Source organism: Corynebacterium matruchotii (genome assembly GCF_011612265.2).
In the GTDB taxonomy this organism is placed as follows: domain Bacteria; phylum Actinomycetota; class Actinomycetes; order Mycobacteriales; family Mycobacteriaceae; genus Corynebacterium; species Corynebacterium matruchotii.
In genome coordinates this window covers 277344-301360 of sequence record NZ_CP050134.2, presented here as the reverse complement: position 1 = coordinate 301360, position 24017 = coordinate 277344, and the positions used below count along the sequence as shown (strand labels likewise).

At 58.5% G+C, this 24017-nt stretch carries 23 protein-coding genes; 6 read left to right on the top strand and 17 right to left on the bottom strand.

What is annotated here, in order from left to right:
- Window positions 1-24 precede the first annotated feature (24 nt).
- The 12 genes from HBA49_RS01285 to HBA49_RS01230 all read right to left on the bottom strand — a co-directional run bounded on the left by HBA49_RS01285 (window position 25) and on the right by HBA49_RS01230 (window position 13522).
- Entirely contained in the window at window positions 25-891 is an 867-nt protein-coding gene (locus tag HBA49_RS01285) for a hypothetical protein (protein ID WP_146743667.1), read from the bottom strand.
- Window positions 891-2732, bottom strand: a complete 1842-nt coding sequence (locus HBA49_RS01280) for a DUF6779 domain-containing protein (protein ID WP_005525290.1) — start codon at window positions 2730-2732, stop codon at window positions 891-893. The genes HBA49_RS01285 and HBA49_RS01280 overlap by 1 nt, the downstream gene beginning before the upstream one ends.
- A gap of 10 nt (window positions 2733-2742) precedes the next feature.
- Window positions 2743-3210, bottom strand: coding sequence for a DUF3180 domain-containing protein (locus HBA49_RS01275; RefSeq protein WP_005522129.1), 468 nt, complete (start codon window positions 3208-3210; stop codon window positions 2743-2745).
- On the bottom strand, window positions 3207-3689 hold the full coding sequence (folK, locus tag HBA49_RS01270) for a 2-amino-4-hydroxy-6-hydroxymethyldihydropteridine diphosphokinase (RefSeq protein ID WP_040431801.1): 483 nt from the start codon (window positions 3687-3689) through the stop codon (window positions 3207-3209). The genes HBA49_RS01275 and folK overlap by 4 nt, the downstream gene beginning before the upstream one ends.
- A complete protein-coding gene (folB, locus tag HBA49_RS01265) occupies window positions 3689-4060 on the bottom strand; it encodes a dihydroneopterin aldolase (RefSeq protein ID WP_005525417.1) in 372 nt (123 codons plus the stop codon). Before folB ends, folK begins: the two co-directional genes overlap by 1 nt.
- Window positions 4044-4823, bottom strand: a complete 780-nt coding sequence (gene folP, locus HBA49_RS01260) for a dihydropteroate synthase (RefSeq protein WP_040431799.1) — start codon at window positions 4821-4823, stop codon at window positions 4044-4046. Before folP ends, folB begins: the two co-directional genes overlap by 17 nt.
- Window positions 4824-4860: 37 nt before the next feature.
- Window positions 4861-5481, bottom strand: coding sequence for a GTP cyclohydrolase I FolE (gene folE / locus HBA49_RS01255; protein ID WP_005525318.1), 621 nt, complete (start codon window positions 5479-5481; stop codon window positions 4861-4863).
- A complete protein-coding gene (ftsH, locus tag HBA49_RS01250; RefSeq protein ID WP_005525228.1) occupies window positions 5481-8405 on the bottom strand; it encodes an ATP-dependent zinc metalloprotease FtsH in 2925 nt (974 codons plus the stop codon). Before ftsH ends, folE begins: the two co-directional genes overlap by 1 nt.
- Before the next feature lie 85 nt (window positions 8406-8490).
- The gene (gene hpt, locus HBA49_RS01245; RefSeq protein ID WP_005525097.1) at window positions 8491-9087 is read right to left on the bottom strand and encodes a hypoxanthine phosphoribosyltransferase; all 597 of its coding nucleotides are present in this window, start codon (window positions 9085-9087) and stop codon (window positions 8491-8493) included.
- Between the two features lie 201 nt (window positions 9088-9288).
- Complete coding sequence (locus HBA49_RS01240; protein ID WP_005525046.1) at window positions 9289-10299, bottom strand: hypothetical protein; 1011 nt, start codon at window positions 10297-10299, stop codon at window positions 9289-9291.
- An 830-nt stretch (window positions 10300-11129) separates the two neighbouring features.
- Window positions 11130-12038 carry a tRNA lysidine(34) synthetase TilS gene (gene tilS, locus HBA49_RS01235; RefSeq protein WP_005525252.1) on the bottom strand — a complete coding sequence of 303 codons (909 nt, stop codon included), beginning with the start codon at window positions 12036-12038 and terminating at the stop codon, window positions 11130-11132.
- Between the two features lie 221 nt (window positions 12039-12259).
- A complete protein-coding gene (locus HBA49_RS01230; protein ID WP_005525362.1) occupies window positions 12260-13522 on the bottom strand; it encodes a D-alanyl-D-alanine carboxypeptidase/D-alanyl-D-alanine-endopeptidase in 1263 nt (420 codons plus the stop codon).
- An 82-nt stretch (window positions 13523-13604) separates the two neighbouring features.
- Between HBA49_RS01230 and HBA49_RS01225 the strand changes: the two genes are divergently transcribed.
- The 4 genes from HBA49_RS01225 to HBA49_RS01210 all read left to right on the top strand — a co-directional run bounded on the left by HBA49_RS01225 (window position 13605) and on the right by HBA49_RS01210 (window position 16609).
- Window positions 13605-14081 (top strand): inorganic diphosphatase, encoded by a 477-nt coding sequence (locus tag HBA49_RS01225; protein WP_005522113.1) that lies wholly within the window; start codon window positions 13605-13607, stop codon window positions 14079-14081.
- 93 nt (window positions 14082-14174) lie between these two features.
- Window positions 14175-14474 carry a rhodanese-like domain-containing protein gene (locus HBA49_RS01220; protein WP_005522112.1) on the top strand — a complete coding sequence of 100 codons (300 nt, stop codon included), beginning with the start codon at window positions 14175-14177 and terminating at the stop codon, window positions 14472-14474.
- A 1443-nt stretch (window positions 14475-15917) separates the two neighbouring features.
- Window positions 15918-16070, top strand: coding sequence for a hypothetical protein (locus HBA49_RS01215; RefSeq protein ID WP_005522108.1), 153 nt, complete (start codon window positions 15918-15920; stop codon window positions 16068-16070).
- 95 nt (window positions 16071-16165) lie between these two features.
- Window positions 16166-16609, top strand: coding sequence for a MarR family winged helix-turn-helix transcriptional regulator (locus tag HBA49_RS01210; RefSeq protein WP_005522106.1), 444 nt, complete (start codon window positions 16166-16168; stop codon window positions 16607-16609).
- Window positions 16610-16650: 41 nt separating this feature from the next.
- Here HBA49_RS01210 and ppk2 read toward each other — a convergent pair whose 3' ends face one another.
- From ppk2 to groL, 5 genes are all read right to left on the bottom strand, one after another.
- Window positions 16651-17547: a polyphosphate kinase 2 gene (gene ppk2, locus HBA49_RS01205; RefSeq protein ID WP_005522104.1), complete on the bottom strand. Its 897-nt coding sequence runs from the start codon at window positions 17545-17547 to the stop codon at window positions 16651-16653.
- 29 nt (window positions 17548-17576) lie between these two features.
- A complete protein-coding gene (locus HBA49_RS01200; protein WP_040431699.1) occupies window positions 17577-18416 on the bottom strand; it encodes a Fic/DOC family protein in 840 nt (279 codons plus the stop codon).
- A gap of 84 nt (window positions 18417-18500) precedes the next feature.
- Window positions 18501-18650 (bottom strand): hypothetical protein, encoded by a 150-nt coding sequence (locus HBA49_RS01195; RefSeq protein ID WP_005522101.1) that lies wholly within the window; start codon window positions 18648-18650, stop codon window positions 18501-18503.
- 47 nt (window positions 18651-18697) lie between these two features.
- Window positions 18698-18874: a PorH family porin gene (locus tag HBA49_RS01190; RefSeq protein WP_005525319.1), complete on the bottom strand. Its 177-nt coding sequence runs from the start codon at window positions 18872-18874 to the stop codon at window positions 18698-18700.
- Between the two features lie 500 nt (window positions 18875-19374).
- Complete coding sequence (gene groL, locus HBA49_RS01185; RefSeq protein ID WP_005522098.1) at window positions 19375-21018, bottom strand: chaperonin GroEL; 1644 nt, start codon at window positions 21016-21018, stop codon at window positions 19375-19377.
- An 863-nt stretch (window positions 21019-21881) separates the two neighbouring features.
- Here groL and HBA49_RS01180 point away from each other — a divergent pair.
- Both HBA49_RS01180 and HBA49_RS01175 read left to right on the top strand, forming a co-directional pair.
- Window positions 21882-23243, top strand: a complete 1362-nt coding sequence (locus HBA49_RS01180; protein WP_005525479.1) for a dipeptidase — start codon at window positions 21882-21884, stop codon at window positions 23241-23243.
- 252 nt (window positions 23244-23495) lie between these two features.
- Window positions 23496-24014, top strand: a complete 519-nt coding sequence (locus HBA49_RS01175) for a hypothetical protein (protein ID WP_005524919.1) — start codon at window positions 23496-23498, stop codon at window positions 24012-24014.
- The last annotated feature ends 3 nt before the right edge of the window (window positions 24015-24017 follow it).

The window sequence follows — 24017 nt, the reverse complement described above, 5'->3', positions numbered from 1 at the left end:
GTTATGCGTGTTGCTTGTCGACGCTCAAAGGCCACCGTACCGCTCCTGTTGCTTCTTTGCCCATGCCACCAGATTTTCCGGCTTGGTGTTGTGTTGCAACAAACCATAGTAGAGCAGGGTGTAAAACACGGAACGTGCGTGGTCAGTGGGCAACGCCTCGGCGCACCAGGCAAGATGGTGTTCCCTGAGAAGCTGCCTGGGCAGCAGCGGCCGTTCGTCCTCGTGCGGCTCCTGCGACTGCTCGGATTGCGCGGCATTAGTGTCAGGATGCTCTTGCTCTTGCGAATCCTGCTGCTTGGGCTGGTGTGGTGTTATTGATAGCCACGACGGCAAATCTTGCTTGGCAAGTCTAGGCGGTTCGGCCGGTTCAGAATTGGGACCGAGTATGCTGCTCACCGAGTTTCCGCTGGGGTCTTGTAGCGTGGCCCCAAGCTGATATACCTCGCTGGCAAGCTGGCTGAGCACAAAACCGGCAACAAATTCCTGCTGCCGCTCCGCGGGAACATGCTCACACACGCTTGCTAATTCCGTAGTGAGGAGCTCCATGATGACAGTAGATATTTCCTGGTCCGCCAGGAAAGCATAGCGATTGGGCGCCAATGGCATGAGCACAATTGTGTGACAACCTTGGGCCGCCAATGGTTCGAGCACCTCAAGCGAATGGCAGAAATCGACCAGGATCAGAATTTGTCCGGGCCGCACACGTGACACCAGCGATTTCACGGCAGTCAGCTTGAATACAACCATGTCGGCTTGCGGCACGGCATGCGGTCCCCCAAACACCGCATGGCCCTGGGCCCGCAGTCCTTGCATGAAATCCCTAGCATCAAATATGGCCCCGAGTTGTGCGATGCGTAGCCTAGGCGGCCTACGGTATGGTTGCTGGGTCATTAGCCGTCATTTCGCCGCAGCAGATCCGCGACGCTCAGCCCGCCGCCTTCGTCCCGACGCCGCCGCCCGTGCCGCGTATCTTCGGCTTCTTGTTCGGGTCGCCGGTGCGAGCCCCGGTGGTTCTGTGGCTCCGGCTCGGGTTCGCTTTGCTTACGACGCCGCCCGCCGCCCTCGCTCGGGGTCGACCCGGCAGCCACCCGCTGCCGCCAACTGCCGGTGTCCTGCTGACGACCAGCGGAATCGGTGGAGTCGGTGGTCGCGGAATCCCCCACCGCCGGGCTTGTCGACGACCAGTTCGGGGAGGCGTACGACGACCCTGAGGAACTGGGAGCTTCATACACCGTGGCGGCCGAATCATTGTTCGAATCGGCGGCCGGGGCGGAATAGTCGGGGGAGGAATATCCGCTGGACCCATAGTTGGAGTAGCTGAAGCCGGTCTGGTTGGAATCCGTGGAATGCCCGCCGCTGCGGTGGCTGCCCCGATTGTCTTGATTCGAGGCCGAGTAGTCGGTGTTTTCCTGTGAGCCACTAGGCATGGCGAAATTCGGGTAGGTCGCCCGATTGGGGGTATTAGCGTCATTGCTGCGGGCGTTGGTGGTGTCGCGGCTGTCGGCTTCACCGGCGTTGGCGTTTGCTGCATTGCTGGAATTCCCGAATGCAAAGGAATCGCTGCCCCTGTGGCTTGTGTGACCACCCGAAGACTGCGACCCCTGGGCGCCCTGTGCGGCCCGGGATCCCTGGGTCGCCTGGGAGGAAGCAGCGCTTCGACCGTAAATGTTTTGCAGGCGAGCGGCACTGAAATCGGCACCATACCCGCTGGTAGACGCACCGGAATTGTCGGGGCTGGAATGGGCGCCACCGCTACGGCCGCTGTCGCTGCCGCTGGAACCGGCGCTGGCATTAGCGTTGGCGTCGGCGTTGGCTGGGAATGACCCGGTGGGCTCCTCCACCTCGGCGTCTTCGGAGTTTTCCGAAGCATAGCGGCTGCCCTCCCAGGAGCCATAGCTGGGAAGATCGTAGTCGGTAGGGATGGGCTCACCGTCGACGGCGGAGTCCTCCATATTGGAATTATTCGTGGCAGTTTCGACCGGAAATTCGCTAAAGTGTTTGGACTCATCCCACTCGGCATCGGGGTCGAATTCCGGTTCGGGATCCGGGACATGGCTAAACACGTCGGTCATGTCGGTGGCATTGCTGCCGGAGCCGGTAAAGGTGGGATAAGTCCCAAACCTGGCATTATTGAACTGGTCGGAATCGACCGAAACATCATCGGACTCACGGTAGTCCTCGGCCATCTCGTGGTCGGATGTGGTGGTATCAAAATCCACGGATCCATAGTCCATGCCGTCGCTAGCACTGATTTCTTTAATCTCTTTGATTCGGTGCGCCTCGGCCCTAATCATGGTGGGTTCTTCGAAGCTCACTCCGGAGAGCATTTCTAATTGGCTCCGCAGGTTGTCTAATTGATCCTTGATCTTGTCGAGGGTCTCCTGCGTAGCGTCGTTAGTTTTTTCGGTAATTCGTTGTTCTAATTCTAATTCTCGCGCCGCCTGTTCCGCGTGGAATGCCAGGCGAGCCTGTTCGATCTGGTTTTCGTGTTCTAGTTTTTGTTCACTGAGTTTATTGCGATAGAAATACGTAAGGAAGATGCCGAAAACAGCGGCCCACAATGCGGCAAGCAACGCGACTTTCAGCAGGTTGATATTGCCAGTGAGCATCATGATGACACTGGCAGCCAGCGCTAAAACAACCAGGCCAACTAAAAGGAGCTGGCCGGTGTCGCGGGTCGCGGGGGCATCGTCCTGTTGTGCGAAGCCATGGTCTTCTGATAGCACACTCATAAATACCAAGCTACCTGACACTATCACCATCTGTTGGAGGCGGGGCGGCGCAAGCACGTTCTAACCACAGTCCGGCGGCGCATAACACCACGCCCCCAATGGCGGCGGTAATCACACCGGGAGCGTCGTTAGCTGCGGCAACAAGGTCGCCCATTCGGGGAATGACATACACTCCCATGCCCACATAGATTCCGGAAAAAATTGCCCCCGTCCATGCCGATGTTTTCCCAATGATAAGAAAGGTTGCCACCCGAGTGGGTTCTAGTTGGCTACGATCAAAACCGATTCGATTGTCTTTGATTTGCCCTTTGACCCGCCAGGCTAACATGCAGCACAAGACGGCCATAATGAGGAGCGTGAGCCCCACAGAGATGGGAACGGTGGACATAACATTATAGAGGTTTTGTATTGCAATCAATGTGGCGGCGGCGCAAAATCCGCCCACCCCCACGAGAGCGGTTATTGAGGTGGTTTTCACGCTTCAACCACCGCCTCTACGTCCGCAATATCGAGCTTTTCGACGATCTCCCGCACCGGAACCCCCAGCAACCGGGCCTCCGGGTCGGCCGCCAACCAGGGCACCAATACAAACGCCCGGTGCCGCGCCCAGGGATGCGGCAAAATCAACTCCGGGTCCTCGGACACCAGTTCGACACCATTGGCGTCGATCACTTGAATAATGTCCACGTCTAATGTGCGGGGCCCCCACTTGCGGGTGCGCCGGCGTTCCGCCGCCGCCTCTAGGTGTTGCCCACGACGCAATAGCTCCCTGGGAGTTTGGGCCACATTGACGATAAGGATCGCATTGAGGAATTCGTCTTGGTCCGGCACCCCCCAAGGTGGGGTGGAGTAGATTGGGGACTGAGCAATGGTTTCATCCCGGAACTCCTCGAATACAGTTTCTAGCAGTGCGTAGCGGTCGTCCATGTTCGACCCAATGGATAACACGGCCCGAATCATATGCGCCTCCGGGACCTGCGGGCCACCACTGCCACATCCGTAAAATCCCGCGGGATCGGGGCTTGGGGTTTATGCACGGTTACCTCCACCGCATACAGCTGCTCATAGCGCGCCATGATGATATTGGCAATGGTACCAGCTACTTTTTCAATAAGATTATAGGGCGGCCCGGTTATGACCTGGTGGGCGATCTCAGCCAAGTCCGCGTAGTTGATGGTGTCCGCCACGTCGTCGGTCTCCACGGCGCGGGTGGCGTCGAGCCAGCAGATGAGGTCGACCAGGAACTCCTGGCCGTCGCGGTTTTCTTCCGGGAATACCCCGTGATAGCCGCGGGCTTTCAGCCCGGTCAGTTCAATTCGATCGGCCACCAGAGCGTATCCTTTCTGCCACCCGCACTGCCATGGCGGAGCCGGCCACGTCGTGCACCCGCACCGCCCACACCCCCTGGTGGGCGACGATGGCGGTCACCGCGGCGGTGGCGGCGTCCCGGTCGCCGCCCAATTCCGTGAGAAAGCGTTTTCGACTGGCGCCGATGAGCAGCGGAAAGCCCAGGGCCTGGATCTGGTCCAGGTGATGCAATAGGCTCCAGTTATTGTCGGCGGTCTTGGCGAAGCCGAGGCCGGGGTCGAGGCAGATTCGGGACTGGTCGATTCCCGCCCGCGTTGCGGCGTCGACAAGCGATAACAAATGCGTTCGAACATCGGTAATGATGTGCTCCCCATGATGCGCCCCGGACGCATCGCCGAAACGGTCGGTTTGCCAGTGCATGAGGCAGACGGGAACCTGCGCTTCGGCCATGACCCGCAGCATGTCGGGGTCGGCCTGACCACCGGAAACGTCATTAATGAGGGAGACCCCGGCCGCAACGGCAGCGGACGCGACACTCGCCCGCATGGTGTCCACGGACGTGACAATGCCCGCCCGACTCAGCTCTGTGATGACCGGGATGACGCGCGCATGTTCGACCGCTTCGGGCACGCGCACCGCCCCCGGCCTGGTAGATTCGCCGCCCACGTCAATGAGGTCCGCACCCGCATCACGCAATGCGAATGCGTGTTCGATAGCTTTGTCGAAGTCAATATAGCGCCCACCGTCAGAGAAGGAATCCTCGGTCACATTGAGAATTCCCATCACCTGGGTGCGGCGACCCGTTTGTTCGAACACTTATCTACTCCCGGATCAAACTTAATGCTTCGGCCCGCGACTTCGCGGAATGCGCAAAACCGCCACGTACCGCGGACGTTACCGTAGCCGCTCCCGGCTTACGAATCCCCCGCATGGCCATGCACAAATGTTCGCATTCAATCACCACAATCACCCCATGCGGCTCCAGCTTAGTCACTAACGCATCTGCTACTTGACGGGTGAGGCGCTCCTGCACCTGTGGACGCTTGGCAAACAGATCGACCACCCGTGCGAGCTTGGACAGACCGATCACCTTGCCGGACTCCCCCGGAATGTAGCCGATGTGCGCCCGGCCAAAAAACGGCACCAGATGATGCTCGCAGGTGGAATAGATAGGTATATCCTTCACTACCACGAGTTCCCGGTGATCCTCGCTAAAAGTGCGATCCAGCACGGCGGTGGGGTCCGTGTGCAGACCGGCGAAAATCTCGGCATAGGCACGCGCCACCCGAGCAGGGGTTTCCCGCAGCCCCTCGCGGTCGGGATCCTCGCCGATGGCCAAGAGGAGCTCCCGGACGGCACGCTCCGCCCGCTCATGATCCACCCCTTGTGACACCGACGACTGCTCCCAACCAGGCTCAGCCCGTTCGAACTCTTGTGCCATTAACGGTGCTTTCCTTCGCTCTTGTCGTCATCATTGGGGAACCGGTCAAAAATGTCAGTCGCCTGGTTATCCCGCATCTGCTTGTCCCAGCTGCGGAAATGCTGCGACTGAGATTGAGACTGGGACTGCGACGAAGAATCGGTTTTCGGCTCCTCATCGCGCCACGGGTGTTCGGTGCGCTCATTCTCCGGGAGGCGGAAACCAATCTCCTCCTCCGGGGGCACCGGCGCGCTGTGACGCTGCGCCGAATTCGCGTAGGGGTTATTGGCGCGATCCCCCGGTACCGTCCAACCAGCGGGCGGCGGGCTTCCTGCGTAACGCCGCTCACCAGGCTTCTCTCCCTGCGGGCTTTGCGACGCCGGCCCCTGCGGCATGCCAGCCGCATTCTGGGAAACGGATTGCTGTTGGCTTTTATCGTGTGCCCCGCCTAGGGATCCACCCAAGCCATCGCTCCGGCCGCCCCGATCGCCTCGGGTACCTCGATCACTCCGGTCGCTATTGGGCCGTTCAATCAGCCGCCTGGCGCTCGCACCCAGCACGGAACGGGACAGTGATGTTTTCTGCTTCTGATTATTGCCGGCACCAGACCCGACCTCAGCCCCGGCGCTATGCGAGCCGCCCTGCTGGCCATTATGGTTCTGCGGCACCTGCGGCTGTGGCTGCTGTTGTTGCTGCGACTGTTGTGGTTGTTGTGGCTGTGGCCCGGCACCACGCCCTTGGGGGCCACTACCAGGGCCGTTGAGCCCATTGGGCCCACCCTGGGGGCTGCCACCATTCGGGCCGCCAGGACCACCGGGGCCGCCAGAATTAAAGTTTGCGCCAAATCCATTGGGCGCGTTTACACCCGCACCGACCCCGGCGCCAGCTCCTGCCCCGGCGCCGGCCAGTCCAGCTTCTTCTTTCCGCTTCATCGCCTCCAACTCGGCTGCCCGCTTAGCGCGGGCCGCCTTGGAAGCCTCCAGCAGGCTAAACGGCTTCGGTGGCTCCTCGCCCCGTTCGATAGCCAGCTCGGTGGGGGTCTTCACCGGCTCCCGACCAACCTGGCGGGGGAACCGATAGTCTTCACCCGGGAATACCTCGCCGACTTCCCGCGGGGTGATTCCATCAAAGAGCGCTTCGAGATCCGGCCGGCGCAGCGTTTCTTTCTCCAGGAGCTTTTCCGCCAGCTTATCCAAATAATCCCGGTACTCGGACAAAATCTCGTAGGCATCGGAATGCGCCTTGTCCAGCAGGAACTTCATTTCCCGGTCGATGAGGGCCGCCGTGTCTTGGGAGTATTCCAGCTGCCCCTGACCGCCGCGGCCCATGAATGGATCACCCTGTTCGTCACCGTATTTCACCATACCCAGCGAGGGGGACATGCCATACTCCACCAGCATGGACTTGGCGATCTTCGTGGCCATCTCAATGTCGGCGCTGGCCCCGGTGGTGGGCTCACCAAACACCAGCTCCTCGGCGGCCCTGCCGCCCATGGCAAACACTAACCGGGCATAGAGCTCATCCCGGTTATACATGCCCTTGTCATCTTCCTGGGCGGTCATGGCATGCCCACCGGTGCGGCCGCGAGCCAAAATGGTGACCTTGTACACACGTTCGATATTTTTGAGGGCCCAAGCGGCCAGGGTGTGGCCACCCTCGTGGTATGCGGTGACTTTCTTTTCTTTCTCCGAAATGACCTTCGAAGAGCGGCGGGGGCCGCCGATCACCCGGTCGGTGGCCTCCTCTAGGGCGTCGGCAGTAATAACATTGCCCCCAATGCGTGCCGTCAGGAGGGCAGCCTCGTTGAGCACATTGGCCAGGTCGGCGCCGGACATGCCGGCAGTGCGGCGGGCGAGCGCGGCCAGATCCACATCCTTGGCAAACGGCTTGCCCTCGGCGTGCACCTTGAGGATGGCCTCACGACCCTTGAGGTCGGGGTTGGTGACCGGAATCTGCCGGTCGAACCGGCCAGGCCGCAGCAGCGCCTGGTCCAGAATGTCGGGCCGGTTGGTGGCGGCCATGAGGATCACGCCTTCACGATCGCCGAAGCCATCCATCTCAACAAGCAGCTGGTTGAGGGTTTGTTCCCGCTCATCGTGGCCACCACCCATGCCGGAGCCGCGTTGGCGACCCACGGCATCAATCTCGTCGACAAAGATAATGCAGGGGCTGTTTTCCCTAGCCTGCTTGAAGAGGTCCCGGACCCGGGATGCGCCCACGCCAACAAACATTTCCACAAAGTCGGAACCAGAAATGGAGTAGAACGGCACGCCGGCCTCCCCGGCAACGGCGCGGGCCAAGAGGGTTTTACCGGTACCCGGCGGGCCATAGAGCAACACGCCGCGGGGGATTTTCGCCCCCAGGGCCTCATAGCGGGAGGGGTCCTGGAGGAAGTCCTTGATCTCCTGGAGCTCGTCGACAGCTTCGTCGGCACCAGCAACATCGGCGAAGGTATTGGTGGGCATGTCTTTGGTGAGTTCTTTGGCGCGGTTGCCGCCGAACCCAAACATGCCCATGCCCCCGCCTTGCATGCGACTAAAGAACCATAAAATCAGCCCAAAGACAATGAGCATGGGCAGGATATAACTCAACATCTGCACGAGGATGCTGTCTTGGGTGACATTGGTGGTAAATTTATCGGTTTTGGAGGCCTCTACCTTTTTAAAAATGTCTGGGGAGGTCCGCGCCGGATATTGCGTCATGATTTCGGTAACGTTCTGTTTACCATCATGCTCAATACCCTGTTTGAGTTTGAGGCGGAGGCGTTGTTCCCGATCATCAATGTTGGCCTCGGTGACGTTATTCTTCTTTAATTGCGTCATGGCCACTGAGGTCTCCACATTGACGAAACCACGGGTGGTGGAGCTCAATAGGGAAATCAGATAGAGGGAAATTAGCGCTATCGCCGTGATAGCACCAATTTGAATAATTTTTTTATTCTTCACGTTTACTCACCTATTGGCTTTGTTTTCATACTTTCGTGCATACTTTAACGATTTAACGTTCCCATGGCGCGCAGTAGTTCCCGTGTCAGCTCTCCGCATACACACGTGGTTGGAGGGTTCCCACCCAAGGCAGGTCACGGTAGCGTTCCATATAGTCGAGACCATAACCAATGACGAATTCGTTGGGAATATCAAACCCAACATCCAAGAGATCAACCTTAGCGGTGATGGCCTCGGGTTTACGCAGCAATGTCACCACCTCCAAAGACTTGGGCTTGCGGTTTTTGAGGTTTCGCACTAGCCAGCTGAGGGTCAGACCAGAGTCGATAATATCTTCGACAATGAGGACATCTCGACCCGCAATATTACGGTCCAAGTCTTTGAGGATTCGCACCACACCAGATGATGTCGTGGAATTCCCATAGGATGACACTGCCATAAACTCTACCTGCGATGGGATGGTCAGTGCGCGCGCGAAATCGGTGATAAAGAACACCGCCCCTTTCAGCACACACACTAAAATCAGGTCGTTTTCGGAGTCACGATATTTGTCGGAAACCTGATCGGCCATTTTCTGAATGCGGGCTTGAAGCGAGTCCTTGCTGATAAGGACGGATTCCACGTCATCGCCGTAGCGGTTCGGTGGCACGTCGAAGTTTTTATCATTTTGCAGAATAGTCATGCTTATCGCAGGCCCTCTCACAGAATTGTAATAAAATCGCAATACTCCAAAGTCTGCCATGTTTAGAAGGCCATTACCAACCACTTGAGGTACACCCAGGTGCTTCCCGCACCCCACCAGCGCCCTACCAGCAAACTACCTGTAATCCGCGCATGCTTCGCCCATGCCCGTCACCCCTATTTATCGCCCCAAATTTATTGCCTAAGCCGCCCACGGCAGAAAGTGCTTCTTTGGCGAAACTCGCTGAGGGTTCTGCTTCATGATTTCCGTCACTTTAGCAATAAGATCGCGCCACACCTCCCCCGGAGCTAGTCGCAATACTTGGTATCCCTGGTTTTGGATTTGCCGTTCCCGATACCGTTCATCCTCCATAACCTGCCGATACGTTACCCCCCGTTCCTGCAAAAATCGTTCGTCGTATTTAATAAGCCCATCGATCTCAATGACAAGAAACCCATTGACCAGCAAATCTACCCGGCGTCGCTGCAGTTTTCCCTGGCGCGAGCGGGTACTGAACCAGGCTTGCGGCACGATTTCGGTGATACCGAGCTGTTTTTCCACCCCACGCAGCAGCCAGCGCGCCACGGTTTCGTATGGGCTTTCGGCCAGCCCGGTGGCGTCGTCAAGCAGGTTTCGCGCCCGCCGAATCCCCCACTGGCCACGTCTGCTCGCAAGGTAGCGGTGCAATTCAGTGCGGGTGGTGCGTCTTTCGTGCAGCGCGCCATCGATAAACACGAGGGCTTCAAGCTCGCCGTGGTAGAGCAGAATATCCACATAAGTGCGGGGAATGGTGGTGACATACACCCCATTGACCATGGCAATATCGGCCTGTGCGAGGTATTTGTCCCGATAGACGGTGTGATCTCGCCACTTCCGCCTGCTGGGCGGCCGCCGACGTTCGGGCAGGCACAGTTCCACGTTCTCGTACTGGTTCCGGTTAAGAATGGGCAGGCCATAAATTTCCGCCGCAGACATTCCACACAGCACTGCGGTTTTCACACTGCGCGCAACCGCCCACGCTCTCACTTTACGACGCTCAAAGTTCCGCAACCCATTGAACCAGCCCCGATCCACATAAACCCGCCGGGTCACCTCCACATTGGCCCTATACCACCCCGGCCTGCTGGTGACCTTCTTCCGGGCAGCTGGGGCATCCGGCATTCGCCGCAGCACATTTTCCAGATGGGGGTCGGGACGTGATGTGGGGGTCATAATGCACCTACGTATGGGCATGAGGGGTGGGTAAGTTGTCGGCTACCTCCAGATTGCCCGCGTGCCACACTACTTGGCAACTATTTCTACGGACTGTTCCCAAACTGTTATTATTTTTGCCATCAATAGTAAATATGCTACCTATATTCCCTGGTGAGAGCGCTTTTCTCCGGCTAGCCCTCACCCCATACAGCATTCCCGCAGCCCCTCTCCCAGACCCTATGTGCCGCTTCCACGCGCTTCCACGCGCTTCCACGCGCCTCCACACACCTCCACACACCCCGAACCCTGGCGCCCGCATCCGCGCCTAGCACCTGTGCCTCCATCCACACAGCATCCCTTCTTGGTCTGTGTGCTGCGATATCTGGCTTTTTCAGCCCTATTGCACTCCTAATTCCCCGAAAACGCAGCACAGTACCTGCCGGATGACCTAGGGGCAGACGCGAAACCCTGCCTGTGTGCTGCGATATTGGGTGAAACAGGGCTCGGGGCGGGCCCAAAAACCAGAAAACGCAGCACACAGATCGGCGAGGGCGGCGGGCAGGGAAAGAATGAGACATCGGCAACAGGTGAGGGGGTGAGGATGAGGTGCCGACAGGTGAGCGTCGACAAGCATAAAGCAAGACCCGCGTCTGTGTGCTGCGATATTAGGCGAAACAGAGCCCAAACCTGGCCTAAAAACCAGAAAACGCAGCACAGTACCTGCCGGATGACCTAGGGGCAGACGCAAAACCTGGCCTGTGTGCTGCGATATCGAACAAAACAGGGCTCGGGGCGGGCCCAAAAACCAGAAAACGCAGCACACAACACAGCAACGGGCAGGCTTATGCTTATGTGCTACGAGGAATAACGCGGAGCTCCGCACCCTGGCGACGCACCTGGAACCCCGCCACCGCCACCGGGCCCTGACCATGCCAATCCATCACCAGGGAATCAATCGCCTCCAAATGCCGCGGCCCCAGGGGCGCATCCACCAACGCCAGGTACGCGCGACGACGCAACGCAACAGGCAGGCAGGCAATCTCCGCAACCTGAGCCGTAGCAATCGCCTGCGCATCCAGGGCCGCGGCATCATCACGCGCCAGGGACGCGGCCGCTGCCAGGGGAGGCACCGGGTCGCCGCCATGGATGTCTGCAAGCAGGGGCAAAACCTCGGTGCGCACCCGCACGCGGCGAAACCGCGGATCAGCATTCATGGGGTCATGCCACACCTCAAGCCCCAACTCCGCGCAGGCCGCAACCGTGTCCGCCCGGCGCACGCTCAAAAACGGACGGATCACAGTGCCGGACACCGGCATCCCCACCGCACGGCCCCGAAGACTGCCCAGCAGATAGGTTTCCGCCTGGTCATCCATGGTGTGGGCCACCCAAACCGACCTACTCTCCGCCGCGGCGGCGGTCATGAGCGCCTTGTAGCGAGCCTCTCGCGCCTGGGCCTCAATATTCCCCGGCTTGACCTGCACTTTCACACTCCGAGCCTCAGCCCCCAGGCTGCGGGCCATCGCCACCGCCCGATCCGCCACCGTCGCGGAATCCGGCTGCAATCCGTGGTCAACACACAGGGCCAACACATCTCTCCCCTCCGCCAGAGCCGCCGCGACCAGGCCGAGGGAATCCGCGCCGCCGGACAGCCCAATCAGTACCGGATCCTCCGAAGAAGCCAATGCCCGCACTGCTCGACGCAGCTTCAGGAAGGCCGGGCTGCGATCCGGCCAGAAGGGCTGGGGGCGCCGGGGCATCCCTGAACCTGCTGGTGCCGCCAGTGCGGGTGTCTGTACCTGTTGTGTTAGTGCCGGCGGTTCTCCTGCCTGTCCCGGTGCCGGCTTCGCCCCTGCTTGCGCTTGTCCTGGCGCCTGCGCCTGCGCCGGCCTCCGCCCCAAACCCGACCCTCGCCCTCGCCCAAGCGGCGCCGATTCCTCCCGCGATGTCATTGGCATCCCCTCCCTCTACGAATGCCTAGCTAGCTGGATCGGACCGCACTGGCCAGCTCGTCCATGGCCGACCGCGCCTCCAGGATCGGAGCGTCATTGGAGATAATCGCAAAGGTGTACACTCGGCCGGATTCGGATAATATTGTCCCCACCAGGGCAGAAGTATCAGTCAGGGTGCCGGTTTTGGCTCGAACATATCCGCGCCCCCGCAGGGTTGTGTAGCGTGATTCCAGGGTGCCAGTCCCGGCCGCAACCGGGAGTGTGGCCAGGATGGCCGAGAGCCGGGAGTTGTCCTTGGCGGCGGCGAACATCAGGGAGTCCAGGAATTCGGCGGGAATTCGATTAGCTTTGGACATGCCGGAATTATCGAAAATTTTCAGGTCGGCAGGAATTTGGAAATGCTCCCCCAAGATGCGGAGGGTTTCACCCACCGGATCGCTGCCGCTGAGTTCCCGGCCCACGGCCTCGGCCATGACATTATCCGAGGTCTCCATGAGTTTTTCAATGCGCTCCCGCAGGGTTGGGGATTCCACCTTGGCCAACTCCTTCACGCCCTCGCCCGCAGGGACAGTGCCTTCGGCCTTGGAGAACGCGGTCACGCCGAGTTCCCGGGCCACGGCACCAGCCACGTCGAGCGCCGGGGTGTTTGACCTGGGCACATCCCCACTGCGGGCCCCGTTCAGGCGGGCACCGTAGATCATGGCAGGTTCCATGGGGGCAATGAAGCCTTCGGTAATGTTTTCGCGTCCCCAGGATTCTATAAAGCTGGGGGCGGTCCAGGCAGAGGTGTCGATCTGGACTTGCTTCACGCCAGGGAGGTTTTTGCGTATTTGTTCGGCCAGGTCTTTGATGGTTTCGTAGGTCATCCAGACATCGCCGGCAGCCTTGATGACGGCAATATCGGACCCGGATTGCACAACCCGGGTGGTGATTCTATCATCCAGGTCGAGCTTGAGAAGCGCTGCGCTGACGGTCAAAACCTTGGTGGAGGATGCCGGTAAGAGGGGCAGTTGCGGGTTTTTGGCCAGCACAACGTTGCCGGTGGTCACATCCCGGAATTGGATAGAGGCTTTGCCGAGGCGCGCGTCGTCAAGCATGGGGGCGAGGTTGGCAAGGTTGGGTTCGCCATCCGGTTTTTTGAGGGGGAATGCGACAGGTTTAGCGTCGACAAGCTGTGGCGCTGGATCGTAATAGAGCCGGTTTTTATCGGTCACAATCACACCGGTCACCGCAGTTGCTACCACTGCTACGGTGGCCACTGCGGTCGCCACCCACCATTTTGCGTTTTTCATCTCTTATAGACTAACGCAGCGCATAGCGGGGTAGAATATCCGAGGGTGGAAAGCCCACCACACAGCTGCAAAGGAGTGCCGCATGAGCATTGAAGTAACCATCGAAATCCCCAAGGGTTCCCGCAATAAATACGAGCTAGACCACGAAACCGGCAAGATTTACCTGGACCGCTACCTGTTTACCCCCATGGCCTATCCGCTCGACTACGGGTTCATTGACGGCACCCTCGGCGAGGACGGCGATCCACTGGATGCCCTCGTGATTCTGCCTGAGCCGGTGCTGCCGGGTGTGATCGTGCCCGCCCGTGTGCTCGGTGTGTTCAAGATGACCGACGAGGCCGGCGGCGACGACAAGCTCCTGTGTGTCATTGACGATCCCCGCTGGGCCCACCTGCAGGATATCGAGGATGTTTCCCAGTTCCAGCGCGACGAGATCGAGCACTTCTTCGTGCACTACAAGGACCTGGAGCCGAACAAGGAAGTTACGGGATCCGGCTGGGGCAATAAAGCTGAGGCAGAAAAGATCCACGCCGAAGCCATCGCCCGCTACAAGTCCTAAGCTTTACGACGCCCACCGCCCGGGGTGAGAGGCCAGCTACCTGCATATGGCGCTGGTCTCTCACCCCGCTCATTGAAAGAAGCCCCATAGAAGATGAACAACGTCACCGTATCCGAAGTACCAGCAGACGCCCAAATCATTGACGTACGTGAACCCTCCGAGTATGCGCAGGGACATGCTCAAGGCGCCATCAACATTCCCCTCGGCTCCGTGGTGGAGCGCTCCGGGGAATTAGACACCTCCAGGGACGTCTATGTGATCTGCCAACTAGGTGGCCGCAGCGCTAAGGCCGCTGAAGCCTTGGAGTCCCACCTAAAGCCCCAAAGCTTTACGATCCACAACATCTCCGGCGGCACCGAAGCCTGGATTGCTGCCGGCCTGCCCACCGCATAGCCGCAGCCGCAGCCAGCCCGCCTTCGCCTGCCGCCGCACCGCCACGCCGCGCCAGGCCCCGCCCCGCTCCCCTGTCGAGCGGGGTTTACCGCATTGTCGCACTATCAGATTCCGCCCCTCCCTCACCGGCAACCACACAAACCCCGCAAGCCACACGAGTCTCAGAAACCCGCAAAACCCTCGTCCTGTGTGCTGCGATATTGCCTGTTTTGAGCCCAGATTCGCCTCCTGGCGGGAGATATCGCAGCACACAACCCGGGCCCGGGCCAGGGCCAGGACTACACAGGGTTCACGGCGTGTATGGGTGAGCACTGTGCTGCGATATCTTCAATTTCGGCTCTGAATCCTGGCCCTCATCCCACAAAACGCAGCACACACCTTGACACTTGTCCACGCCCGACAGCGCTTCAAAAGTAGTGTGCTGCGATATCTCGCAAATCGAGCCCCAAACCCGGCCAAAAATCTAGATATCGCAGCACAGTACTCATCAGACCTCATCAAGGGAACTGAACCACAGAGCGCGAGACATTCGCCCCTACCCATGCCTCTGTCGAGCGGGGTTTCTCACGTTCCTATCCTTCCCTCCAATTCCAGGAACGCCTAGGCCCCTGGAGCCCCTGGGGCATCAGAAACCCCTGGAGCCCCTGGGGTCCCGTCCTGTGTGCTGCGATATTGGGGTTTTAGGACCCCATTTCAGCCTGTATTCCTAGAAAACGCAGCACACAACACAGCGCAGTACGGCATGAGCCGCCCTGCCGGGAGGTGGGAGACGTCGTCAGGCAGCAAATCACACCCCACGTCTGTGTGTGCTGCGATATCGTACGAATCAGGCCTCGAACCCAACCCAAAACCCCAATATCGCAGCACAGTGCTCAACACACCAACCAAATCAGCCCCCTCCACACCCCACCAACGCTTCAAAAAATGCAGCACTCAGCGAGCAACACCAAACACCCCAGGAGTGTGCTGCGTTTTGTTGAAGAAGGGCGGGGATCTGGAGGCAAACACCCAGATATCGCAGCACGCACGGTGAGTGGGCGTGGGGTGAGGTGAAATCAGGTGATGTCCGACCAAAGCAGACAGGGCAAGAGCGGACGTGGCCGCGCGCCGGCGCCCGGCCAAACGGGCCAAGCGGGATAGGGGTGGGCGACTTGGTTGGGGAGAGGGAGCTTTAGGCGTCGAAAAGCGAGGGAAATTCAGGGTATATTAATCAAAATCACATTAACGCGAACAGTGATCCACGCCCCACAGTTACCACCAGTGAAGCAGAGAAAAACGCAGGTCAGCAAGAAATAACCCGCGGGGGCGGAATCATATTATCGCCCCAATGCTATATATGAATTTTCGTAGTTGCGGTTTGTCAATTTTAAGGGTTTAGTGAGAGGTGAATTATCGGCACACCCATTGCCAACAAACCACAATAGAATAAGTGAGGAGTAAACGTTGAACAGCGTTTTTAATGCCCACCGCGATCCCTTCGGATTCCTATCCGACTTGTTCAAGAAGGACCAGAAGGGCAACAGCAGCGAAGCAACCGTATCCGGCCAGCAAGCCAGCATCGCAGTGTCTATCGCATCCACCCAATCCATCATCTAAACGCGGCACACAAGCCTCAAACCCTGTGAAACCCCCAGCACCATCACAGTGTGGGGGTTTTATTGTGGCGGGTTTCGTACCCTAGTATTAAACATATGGCTGATTTAGAGATCCCCACCGAGCTGCTGGAATCGCCGTCGTTTCAATTGGAACGGCTGCGGCGGCGCACCCGGGACGCGGTGGAGTCCCAAATTTCGGCGAAACACGTGTCCTTGCGGGAGTATTGGGTTTTGAGCTGCCTCATGTCCACGGACGCCACCAGCCAATCCGCGTTGTGCGAGGTGCTTGCGTATGATGCGTCCGACATGGTGCGGCTCGTGGACGCCCTGGAGAAAAAGGGCTGGGTGAAGCGGGAGCGGGATTCCAAGGATCGCCGGCGCCAGATTGTGCGTGCCACAAAACGCGGGCGGCGGCAGCAGGCTGAGCTCAGTAAATTAGTAAATCAGGCCGAGGATTCCGCCCTGTACGAGTCCACATCGAAGCAGCTCAAGCATTTACGCAAACTAGCCCACGCAATCATTGCCGCCGAGGCAGACTAGCAGCTTCACGCTTGACGACGCCCACCCAGGGTCGTCTAACCTCAATCACCGATCTGGTCACGCCCCCGCATCACAATCAGGGGATCCGGCTCCCCCACCAAATCGTGGTCCTTATTCGTGTATTCGAATTTACTCAAAATAAACCGCATGGCATTGAGCCGGGCGCGTTTCTTATCATTGGAGCGGATCGTAATCCAGGGCGACTCATCCGTATCCGTGTATCGGAACTGCTCTTCTTTGGCGCGGGTGTAATCGTCCCACTTGTCTAGCGACGCCAAATCCATGGGAGACAGCTTCCACTGCCGCACCGGATCCACCTGGCGAATCGCAAACCGGGTGCGCTGCTCCTTTTGCGATACTGAAAACCAGAATTTGGTGAGGGAAATCCCCGAGCCCAGGATCATGTTCTCCAGCATGGGAACCTCACGCAGAAACTCGGCATGCTGGGATTCGGTGCAGAACCCCATCACTCGTTCCACCCCGGAGCGGTTGTACCAGGAGCGGTCGAAAAACACTATCTCACCGGCGCAGGGAAAATGCTGGATATAGCGCTGGAAGTACCAGGAGGTGGACTCCCTAGGGGAGGGTTTTTCCAGGGCCACGGTGCGCGCCCCCCGGGGGTTGAGATGCTCATTGAAGCGTTTAATAGTGCCCCCTTTGCCGGCTGCATCCCGGCCTTCGAAGAGGATTATATGGCGCTGACCGGTGTCTTTAGTCCAATTCTGCCATTTCAGTAATTCGATTTGCAGGGCACGTTTGGTGTGCTCATACTCATCCCTGGTGAGGCGGTTTTGGTATGGATAGTTCTCCCGCCACGTATCAATGGGGGTACCATCCGGGGCGAGGAGCACTGGATCGTCTTCGTCAGTGTCGTCGACGATGTACCCCTCGGTTGCGGCAAGGTCAATGACGGGAAGATCGTTATCAGAGTCAGCCATAAATTGATAGTACCCCGATTCGGGATGTTTTAACGGCTAATTGTCACAGCATCAAACACCGGAACCAAGGCTTCCGGGTGTGGGTGGTATTCGAATGGTTCTGGGCTACTGCCAGCGGAAGCCTGGTTCCACACCATGGGGTTGACCCGCATGAAGTCGAAATCGTATGGTGACCCGGCAGCCACCGCACACATAAAGGTCTTCGCCGCCCTGCCATTGCCTTCCCGAAATGGGTGGGCCTGATTGAGATAGGCGAAAAGCTCCGCGGACTTTTCGACGAACTGAAGACCAGACAGCTGATACCAGGGGGTTTCTACCGCAATCCGGTGCACGTCATCGAGGTAGCGTTCGACCTCCCCGTTTTGGCAATCAGCAAAGGCTACACCCCCGGGTTTACTCATATTCACCGTGCGGAACCTGCCGGCCCACGGGTAGACGTCACCAAAGAGATAATAGTGAATGGTCTGAAGGTGAGCGGCATCGAAGGTGGGGTCAATGGTGGCAAGCCCCAAGTCAAGTTCGATACTACGAGCACACACCGCGAGGAATTCCTTGTGTTGGAGTAGCCGCGGGTTGGTTTCATTGTAGTAGTTAATAAAAACGGGCAGGCCAAGATCACCCAGCTGGAAGTAGGAATCCCAGGTGTCAAAGACATATTCTGTTTCCGGCCCGTCTATAGGTGCGGGCAGCGGTAATTCTCCCTCATTACGGATATAGCGCACCAGAAGCTCCACATCCATGAGGTTGGGGTCCCAGCCTTCATGCCAGGCCGCCGCAATGGCTCTGCGTATAGCAAAATACTGGGGTGGCGTGAGTAGTTTCATCAACTCGGGCCACTCTGTTTCGAGATCAAAATCCAAGCTGTTCATCCTAGCCCAGCTTAGCCGAAATATGAGAACAACCCGTCCGCAGCTCCCAACATGCGCAGACGGGTTTTATTCACTATTTGCGATTTACTTCGCCAGGGAAGCCAGGTCGCCTGCCCAACCAGCGAGCTTAGCTAGCGGCAACAGTAGGTCCTTGATGAAGGTGCCGATGATGCCGTCGTTAGAAAGAGCAACCCAGGTACCGAGGGGCGAAGCCAGAGAGCCTTGATGTTCCATTGTCCAATTCTCCTTTTATATTTTAAAGATCAGTTTTTCCGAAAATCTTACTTGCTGCTGCCCAGAATGCTGCTGGTCTCGCCGAGCTCAGAGCTACCGCGGCCACCACCAACAAAGCTGTCAAGGTTGTTGAGGAACTTGGGTAGCTCGGTGAAGATACCACCAATGGCCTCAGCGAACTTCTTGAAGTTGCCAAGCTGCTCAGCAATTTGTCCGTAATCCATAAAAATACTCTCCTCCAACGGGGCCAACAATGACAATTCTGTGGCCAAAATTTTTCCAGTTTGTGGACACCGCTTCGGATGTCTTGGTTTTTATTCTGCCCATAGAATTCCAGATCGTCAAGTTTTCTTTAATCAAGTCGTAATATTATTTTTCGACCACACATTCCCATGCAGATCTTCTACAACCCCATTTGAACTGCGTTAATAAGGTGAACATAAGTCAGAAATAGCAGAATACATAAGCGGGTGCGCCCCGGAAAGATTAACGTACAATGAGCGACCGATTTCGTGGAAATTTAGGGTTAAAATTTCGTCAATCTCCCCTATTTAGGGGTAGATAACCAAGGGAAAACCGCGCCCATCAACTGACAAAGACACAAACCTGAAGCCCCATATTCCCCCCAATCACATGGGGTTTGTGACCTTATACATAAACCCCCCGCACCCCACCCATTTGGGGAGGGACGCGGGGGGTTTCCGACGTAAGGGCGTCGTAAAGCTTAGAAGCCCATGCCGCCCATCTCGTCAGCACCAGGCACTGCGGGGGCTGCCGGCGGTTCAGGCTTATCGGCAACCACAGCCTCAGTGGTCAAGAACAGTGCGGCGATCGAAGCGGCATTCTGGAGGGCAGAACGGGTCACCTTCACCGGGTCATTAATGCCGGCGGCCATCAAGTCCACATACTCACCGGTGGCGGCGTTCAGGCCCTCGCCGGCGGGCAGGTGGGACACCTTGTCGGCGACCACGCCCGGCTCAAAGCCAGCGTTGAAAGCGATCTGCTTCAGCGGGGCAGAGAGTGCCTCACGGACAATCTTCACGCCCGTAGCCTCGTCACCATTCAGGTCCAGGTCGTTCTCCAGCACGTGAGCTGCCTGAAGCAGGGAAACCCCGCCGCCAGCAACAATGCCCTCTTCCACAGCAGCCTTAGCATTACGGACAGCATCCTCGATGCGGTGCTTGCGTTCCTTCAGCTCCACCTCGGTGGCGGCGCCAACCTTAATCACGGCCACGCCGCCGGCCAGCTTAGCCAGACGCTCGTGCAGCTTCTCACGGTCGTATTCGGAATCGGAGTTCTCGATCTCGGCGCGGATTTGGTTCACCCGGCCCTGAATCTGGTCTTGGGAGCCGGCACCTTCCACAATGGTGGTGTCGTCCTTGGTCACCACAACCTTGCGGGCGCGGCCCAGCAGCGGCAGGTCGGCGGTCTCCAGGGACAGGCCCACCTCCTCGGAAATGACCTGGCCACCGGTCAAAATGGCCATGTCCTGGAGTTGTGCCTTGCGGCGGTCACCGAAACCAGGAGCCTTGACGGCAACGGACTTGAAGGTGCCGCGAATCTTATTCACGACCAGGGTGGACAGGGCCTCGCCCTCCACGTCTTCGGCGATAATCAGCAGCGGCTTGCCGGTCTGCATGACCTTCTCCAGCAGCGGCAGCAGGTCCTTAATATTAGAGACCTTGGCGGAAACCAGAAGAATGTACGGATCTTCCAACACGGCTTCCAGGCGCTCCATGTCGGTGGCAAAGTAACCGGAGATATAGCCCTTGTCGAAGCGCATACCCTCGGTGACCTCTAGCTCCACACCAAAGGTGTTGGATTCTTCCACCGTGATGACGGATTCCTTGTTCAGCTTGCCCCCACCCACGGCATACATTGCCTTAGCGATCTGGGCGCCAATGGCCGGATCGGCTGCGGAAATGCCGGCGGTGGCAGCGATCTGTTCCTCGGTTTCTACTTCCTTGGCGCTATCGAGCAGCTGCTTAGTCACCGCATCCACGGCCTTTTCAATGCCGCGCTTGATGCCCATGGGGTTGGAGCCGGCAGCCACGTTGCGCAGGCCCTCCCGCACAAGTGCCTGGGCCAGAACGGTAGCAGTGGTGGTGCCGTCACCTGCCACGTCGTCGGTCTTCTTGGCTACTTCTTTGACCAGCTCGGCGCCGATCTTCTCATAGGGTTCTTCGAGTTCGATTTCCCGAGCGATGGACACACCATCGTTGGTGATGGTGGGGGCGCCCCAGCTCTTCTCCAGCACCACATTGCGGCCCTTGGGGCCAAGGGTGACCTTAACTGCGTCTGCCAGTGTGTTGAGACCGCGTTCCAGGCCCCGGCGGGCTTCCTCGTCAAAGGCAATGATCTTTGCCATGGGTTACTCCTTAATATATGTTCTGTCCGATTGTTAGTTAGCACTGTCCTTGTTCAAGTGCTAAATCCGTTTTAGCAGTCGCTAGCCCCGAGTGCAAGGAAATACGCTTAGGGCGAACTTTCCATTGCGTTTTGTGCTACCTTCGCTTGTCGACGCCCACCTCCCGGCACCAGCCTCCGAGCCCCGCACGCCGCGCCCGGGCCGCGCCCACGCAACCTCGCTGGATCCCACCGACCCGGGCTAACCCCAAGCGACCCTCCTTCACCTCCAGCCCCAGAAACCCCAGGCGTTTCGCCTACTGTGCTGCGATATCTGGATTTTCGACCCTGAATCCAGGCCCTCATCCCACAAAACGCAGCACACACAACTGCGTCCGCCGGCGTCCCCCCACACTCACCGATATTCGCCCACACTCACCCGCGCCCGCCGGCGCATCAAAAGTAGTGTGCTGCGATATCTGGATTTTCGGCCGGGCTTGGGACTCGATTTGCGAGATATCGCAGCACAGTACTCGTCAGACAACCCAAACCCCGAATCAGAGGAACGTGACGTGGTTCACTCACCAGTTCAATGACTCACAGCCCAGGGATGTGTGCTGCGATATTGCCTATTTTGGGCCCAGATTCACCTCTTGGTTGGAGATATCGCAGCACACTTCTCCGGGGCTGCGAGGTTCACGGTGCGTATGGGTGAGCACTGTGCTGCTATATCTCAAGATTTGGCCCCGAATCCGGGCACTAATCCTACAAAACGCAGCACACAACTCCCAGAGGGAAGATCGGGCCGCTTTGAACCGGGAGGGCGTCGATAAGCAATGCGAAACCGGCCCCGCACATACTGGGACCCAACTACACTTTTCAGTTATGACTACAGAAACAATCGCCAAGGTGCGACCTATCGTCACCGGGCAACGCGATAGGATTTTCACGGACCTCAAGGAAATCACATCCTTTAATTCTGTGCAGGGAGTGCCGGAGCTTGTGGAAGAGCACGCGCACGCTGCCGCATGGGTCAAGGCTGCATTCGAATCTGTGGGGCTGACGGTCACCACATACCAGGAGGACACGCCGGCACCACTGTTCATCGCCTCCAAGCCTGCGAAGGGAGACGCCCCCACCGTCCTGCTGTACTGCCACTACGATGTGGTGCTCGCCGGCGACCCGTCGAAGTGGGATTCAGATCCATTCACCCTCACCGAGCGGAATGGCCGCTGGTATGCACGGGGGGCTGCGGACTGCAAGGGCAACGTTGTCATGCACCTGGCCGCGCTACGTGCCGTCAACGAGCTGGGCGGCACCGACCTGGGAATTAAGGTGCTCATCGAGGGGTCGGAGGAACAAGGCGGGGCGGAGCTTTCGGAGCTCATCAAGGCCCGGCCGGAGCTGTTTGCCGCCGATGTTATCCTCATCGCAGACACGGGCAATGCGGCGGTGGGCGAGCCGACCCTCACCACCTCGCTGCGGGGCGGGGCGCAGATCACCGTGCAGGTGGATACCCTGCAAAACCCGGTGCATTCGGGCAGTTTTGGTGGCGCCGCCCCGGATGCGACCGCCGCCCTCATTCGCCTCATTGATTCCTTCCGGGACGAGCATGGCCGCGTCCAGATTGACGGCGTGGATGTGGACCAGAAGTGGTCGGGGGCCCAGTATGATCCCGAGACGTTCCGCAAGGATGCCGGGGTGCTGGACGGGGTGGAGATCATGGGCACCTCGGCGGATAATCCGGCGGACATGGTGTGGGCGCGGCCGGCGATCACGGTCACCGGGTTTACGTCCACGCCGGTTTCCGAGGCTGTGAATGCGGTGCCGGCAACCGCAAGCGCAAAGCTGAATCTGCGGGTGCCGCCGGGCATGGACGCCTCCGAGGTGGCGGCCGCCGTGACGAAGCATTTGCGTTCGCATGTGCCGTGGAATGCTCGCCTGAGCGTGCAGGTGTCGGATGTGAATAATCCGTTCTCGTCCAATATTGAGGGCCCGGCGGTCACCACGTTTATCCAGTGTCTGCGCGGCGCCTATGACAATAAGGAATTGACGTTGGTTGGCGCAGGCGGCTCGATTCCGTTGTGCGCCGAGCTTATCGACGCCGTCCCCTCGGCGGAGCTGACTCTCTTCGGAGTGGAGGAGCCGCAAACCACCATCCACTCTGCCAATGAGTCGGTGGATCCCACCGAGATTGAAAATATTGCCATTGCGGAGGCCGCGTTCCTCCTCACATACCATTCATAAGACCGCCCAACATTCACCCCCATGCGGGGGCACTTAACGGAAGCCAAAAACGGCTTCCGTTTTGCTTTTTATTGTGGTACGGATTATTGTTTTGTATCACGTAGCGTTTTGTTCCCACACGAAGGAACCCAACGACTATGGCGGTTCACCATTAGCCGAGAGTTTTCTGGCGTGGCATTGCCCCACCATAGGCGGCCACGCCAGAAATAAAAACATTTTGTGAGTAACTGTATTTTTTCTAAAGGAACCGACATGTCCATCGCTACCGCTATCAATAAGAATCGCTGCATATATTTCGGTTTGGAGCCCCGCCGCACCTCAACCACGCGGAGATTCGCTGACGACCCATTCCTGGCCAGGTTCGGTCATCAGCTTCCCCGAGGGTTGCGCCAAGAGGCCCACGGCCTCCAGTGGCGCACCTTTGCCGCCACCTACTCCCCCACCCCTGACCTGCGGCTACAATTCCTCTCCGAGGAAAAACTGCCCGGTGGAGTAGTTCACTACACCGCGGCAATAAAGACCCGATCCGGGGAAACCCGCCACGACATTATCGCCTCAGGCCCGGTCCAAGCCGCCACCCAACTCTTGGCGACCGCCGGTCGGCGGGTGGAGATTTGCTCGTTCCACCAATACGACATTTTCGAAGCAACCGTCACGTTCATTCGGGTGTGTCACAACAAAGATGAGCGGTGGGCCATGGGTTTTGGGGGCACTCGCTCCCAGTCAGCCGCGGCTGCGTTAAGTAATGCGGCATTTTTACTACACACATAGGGG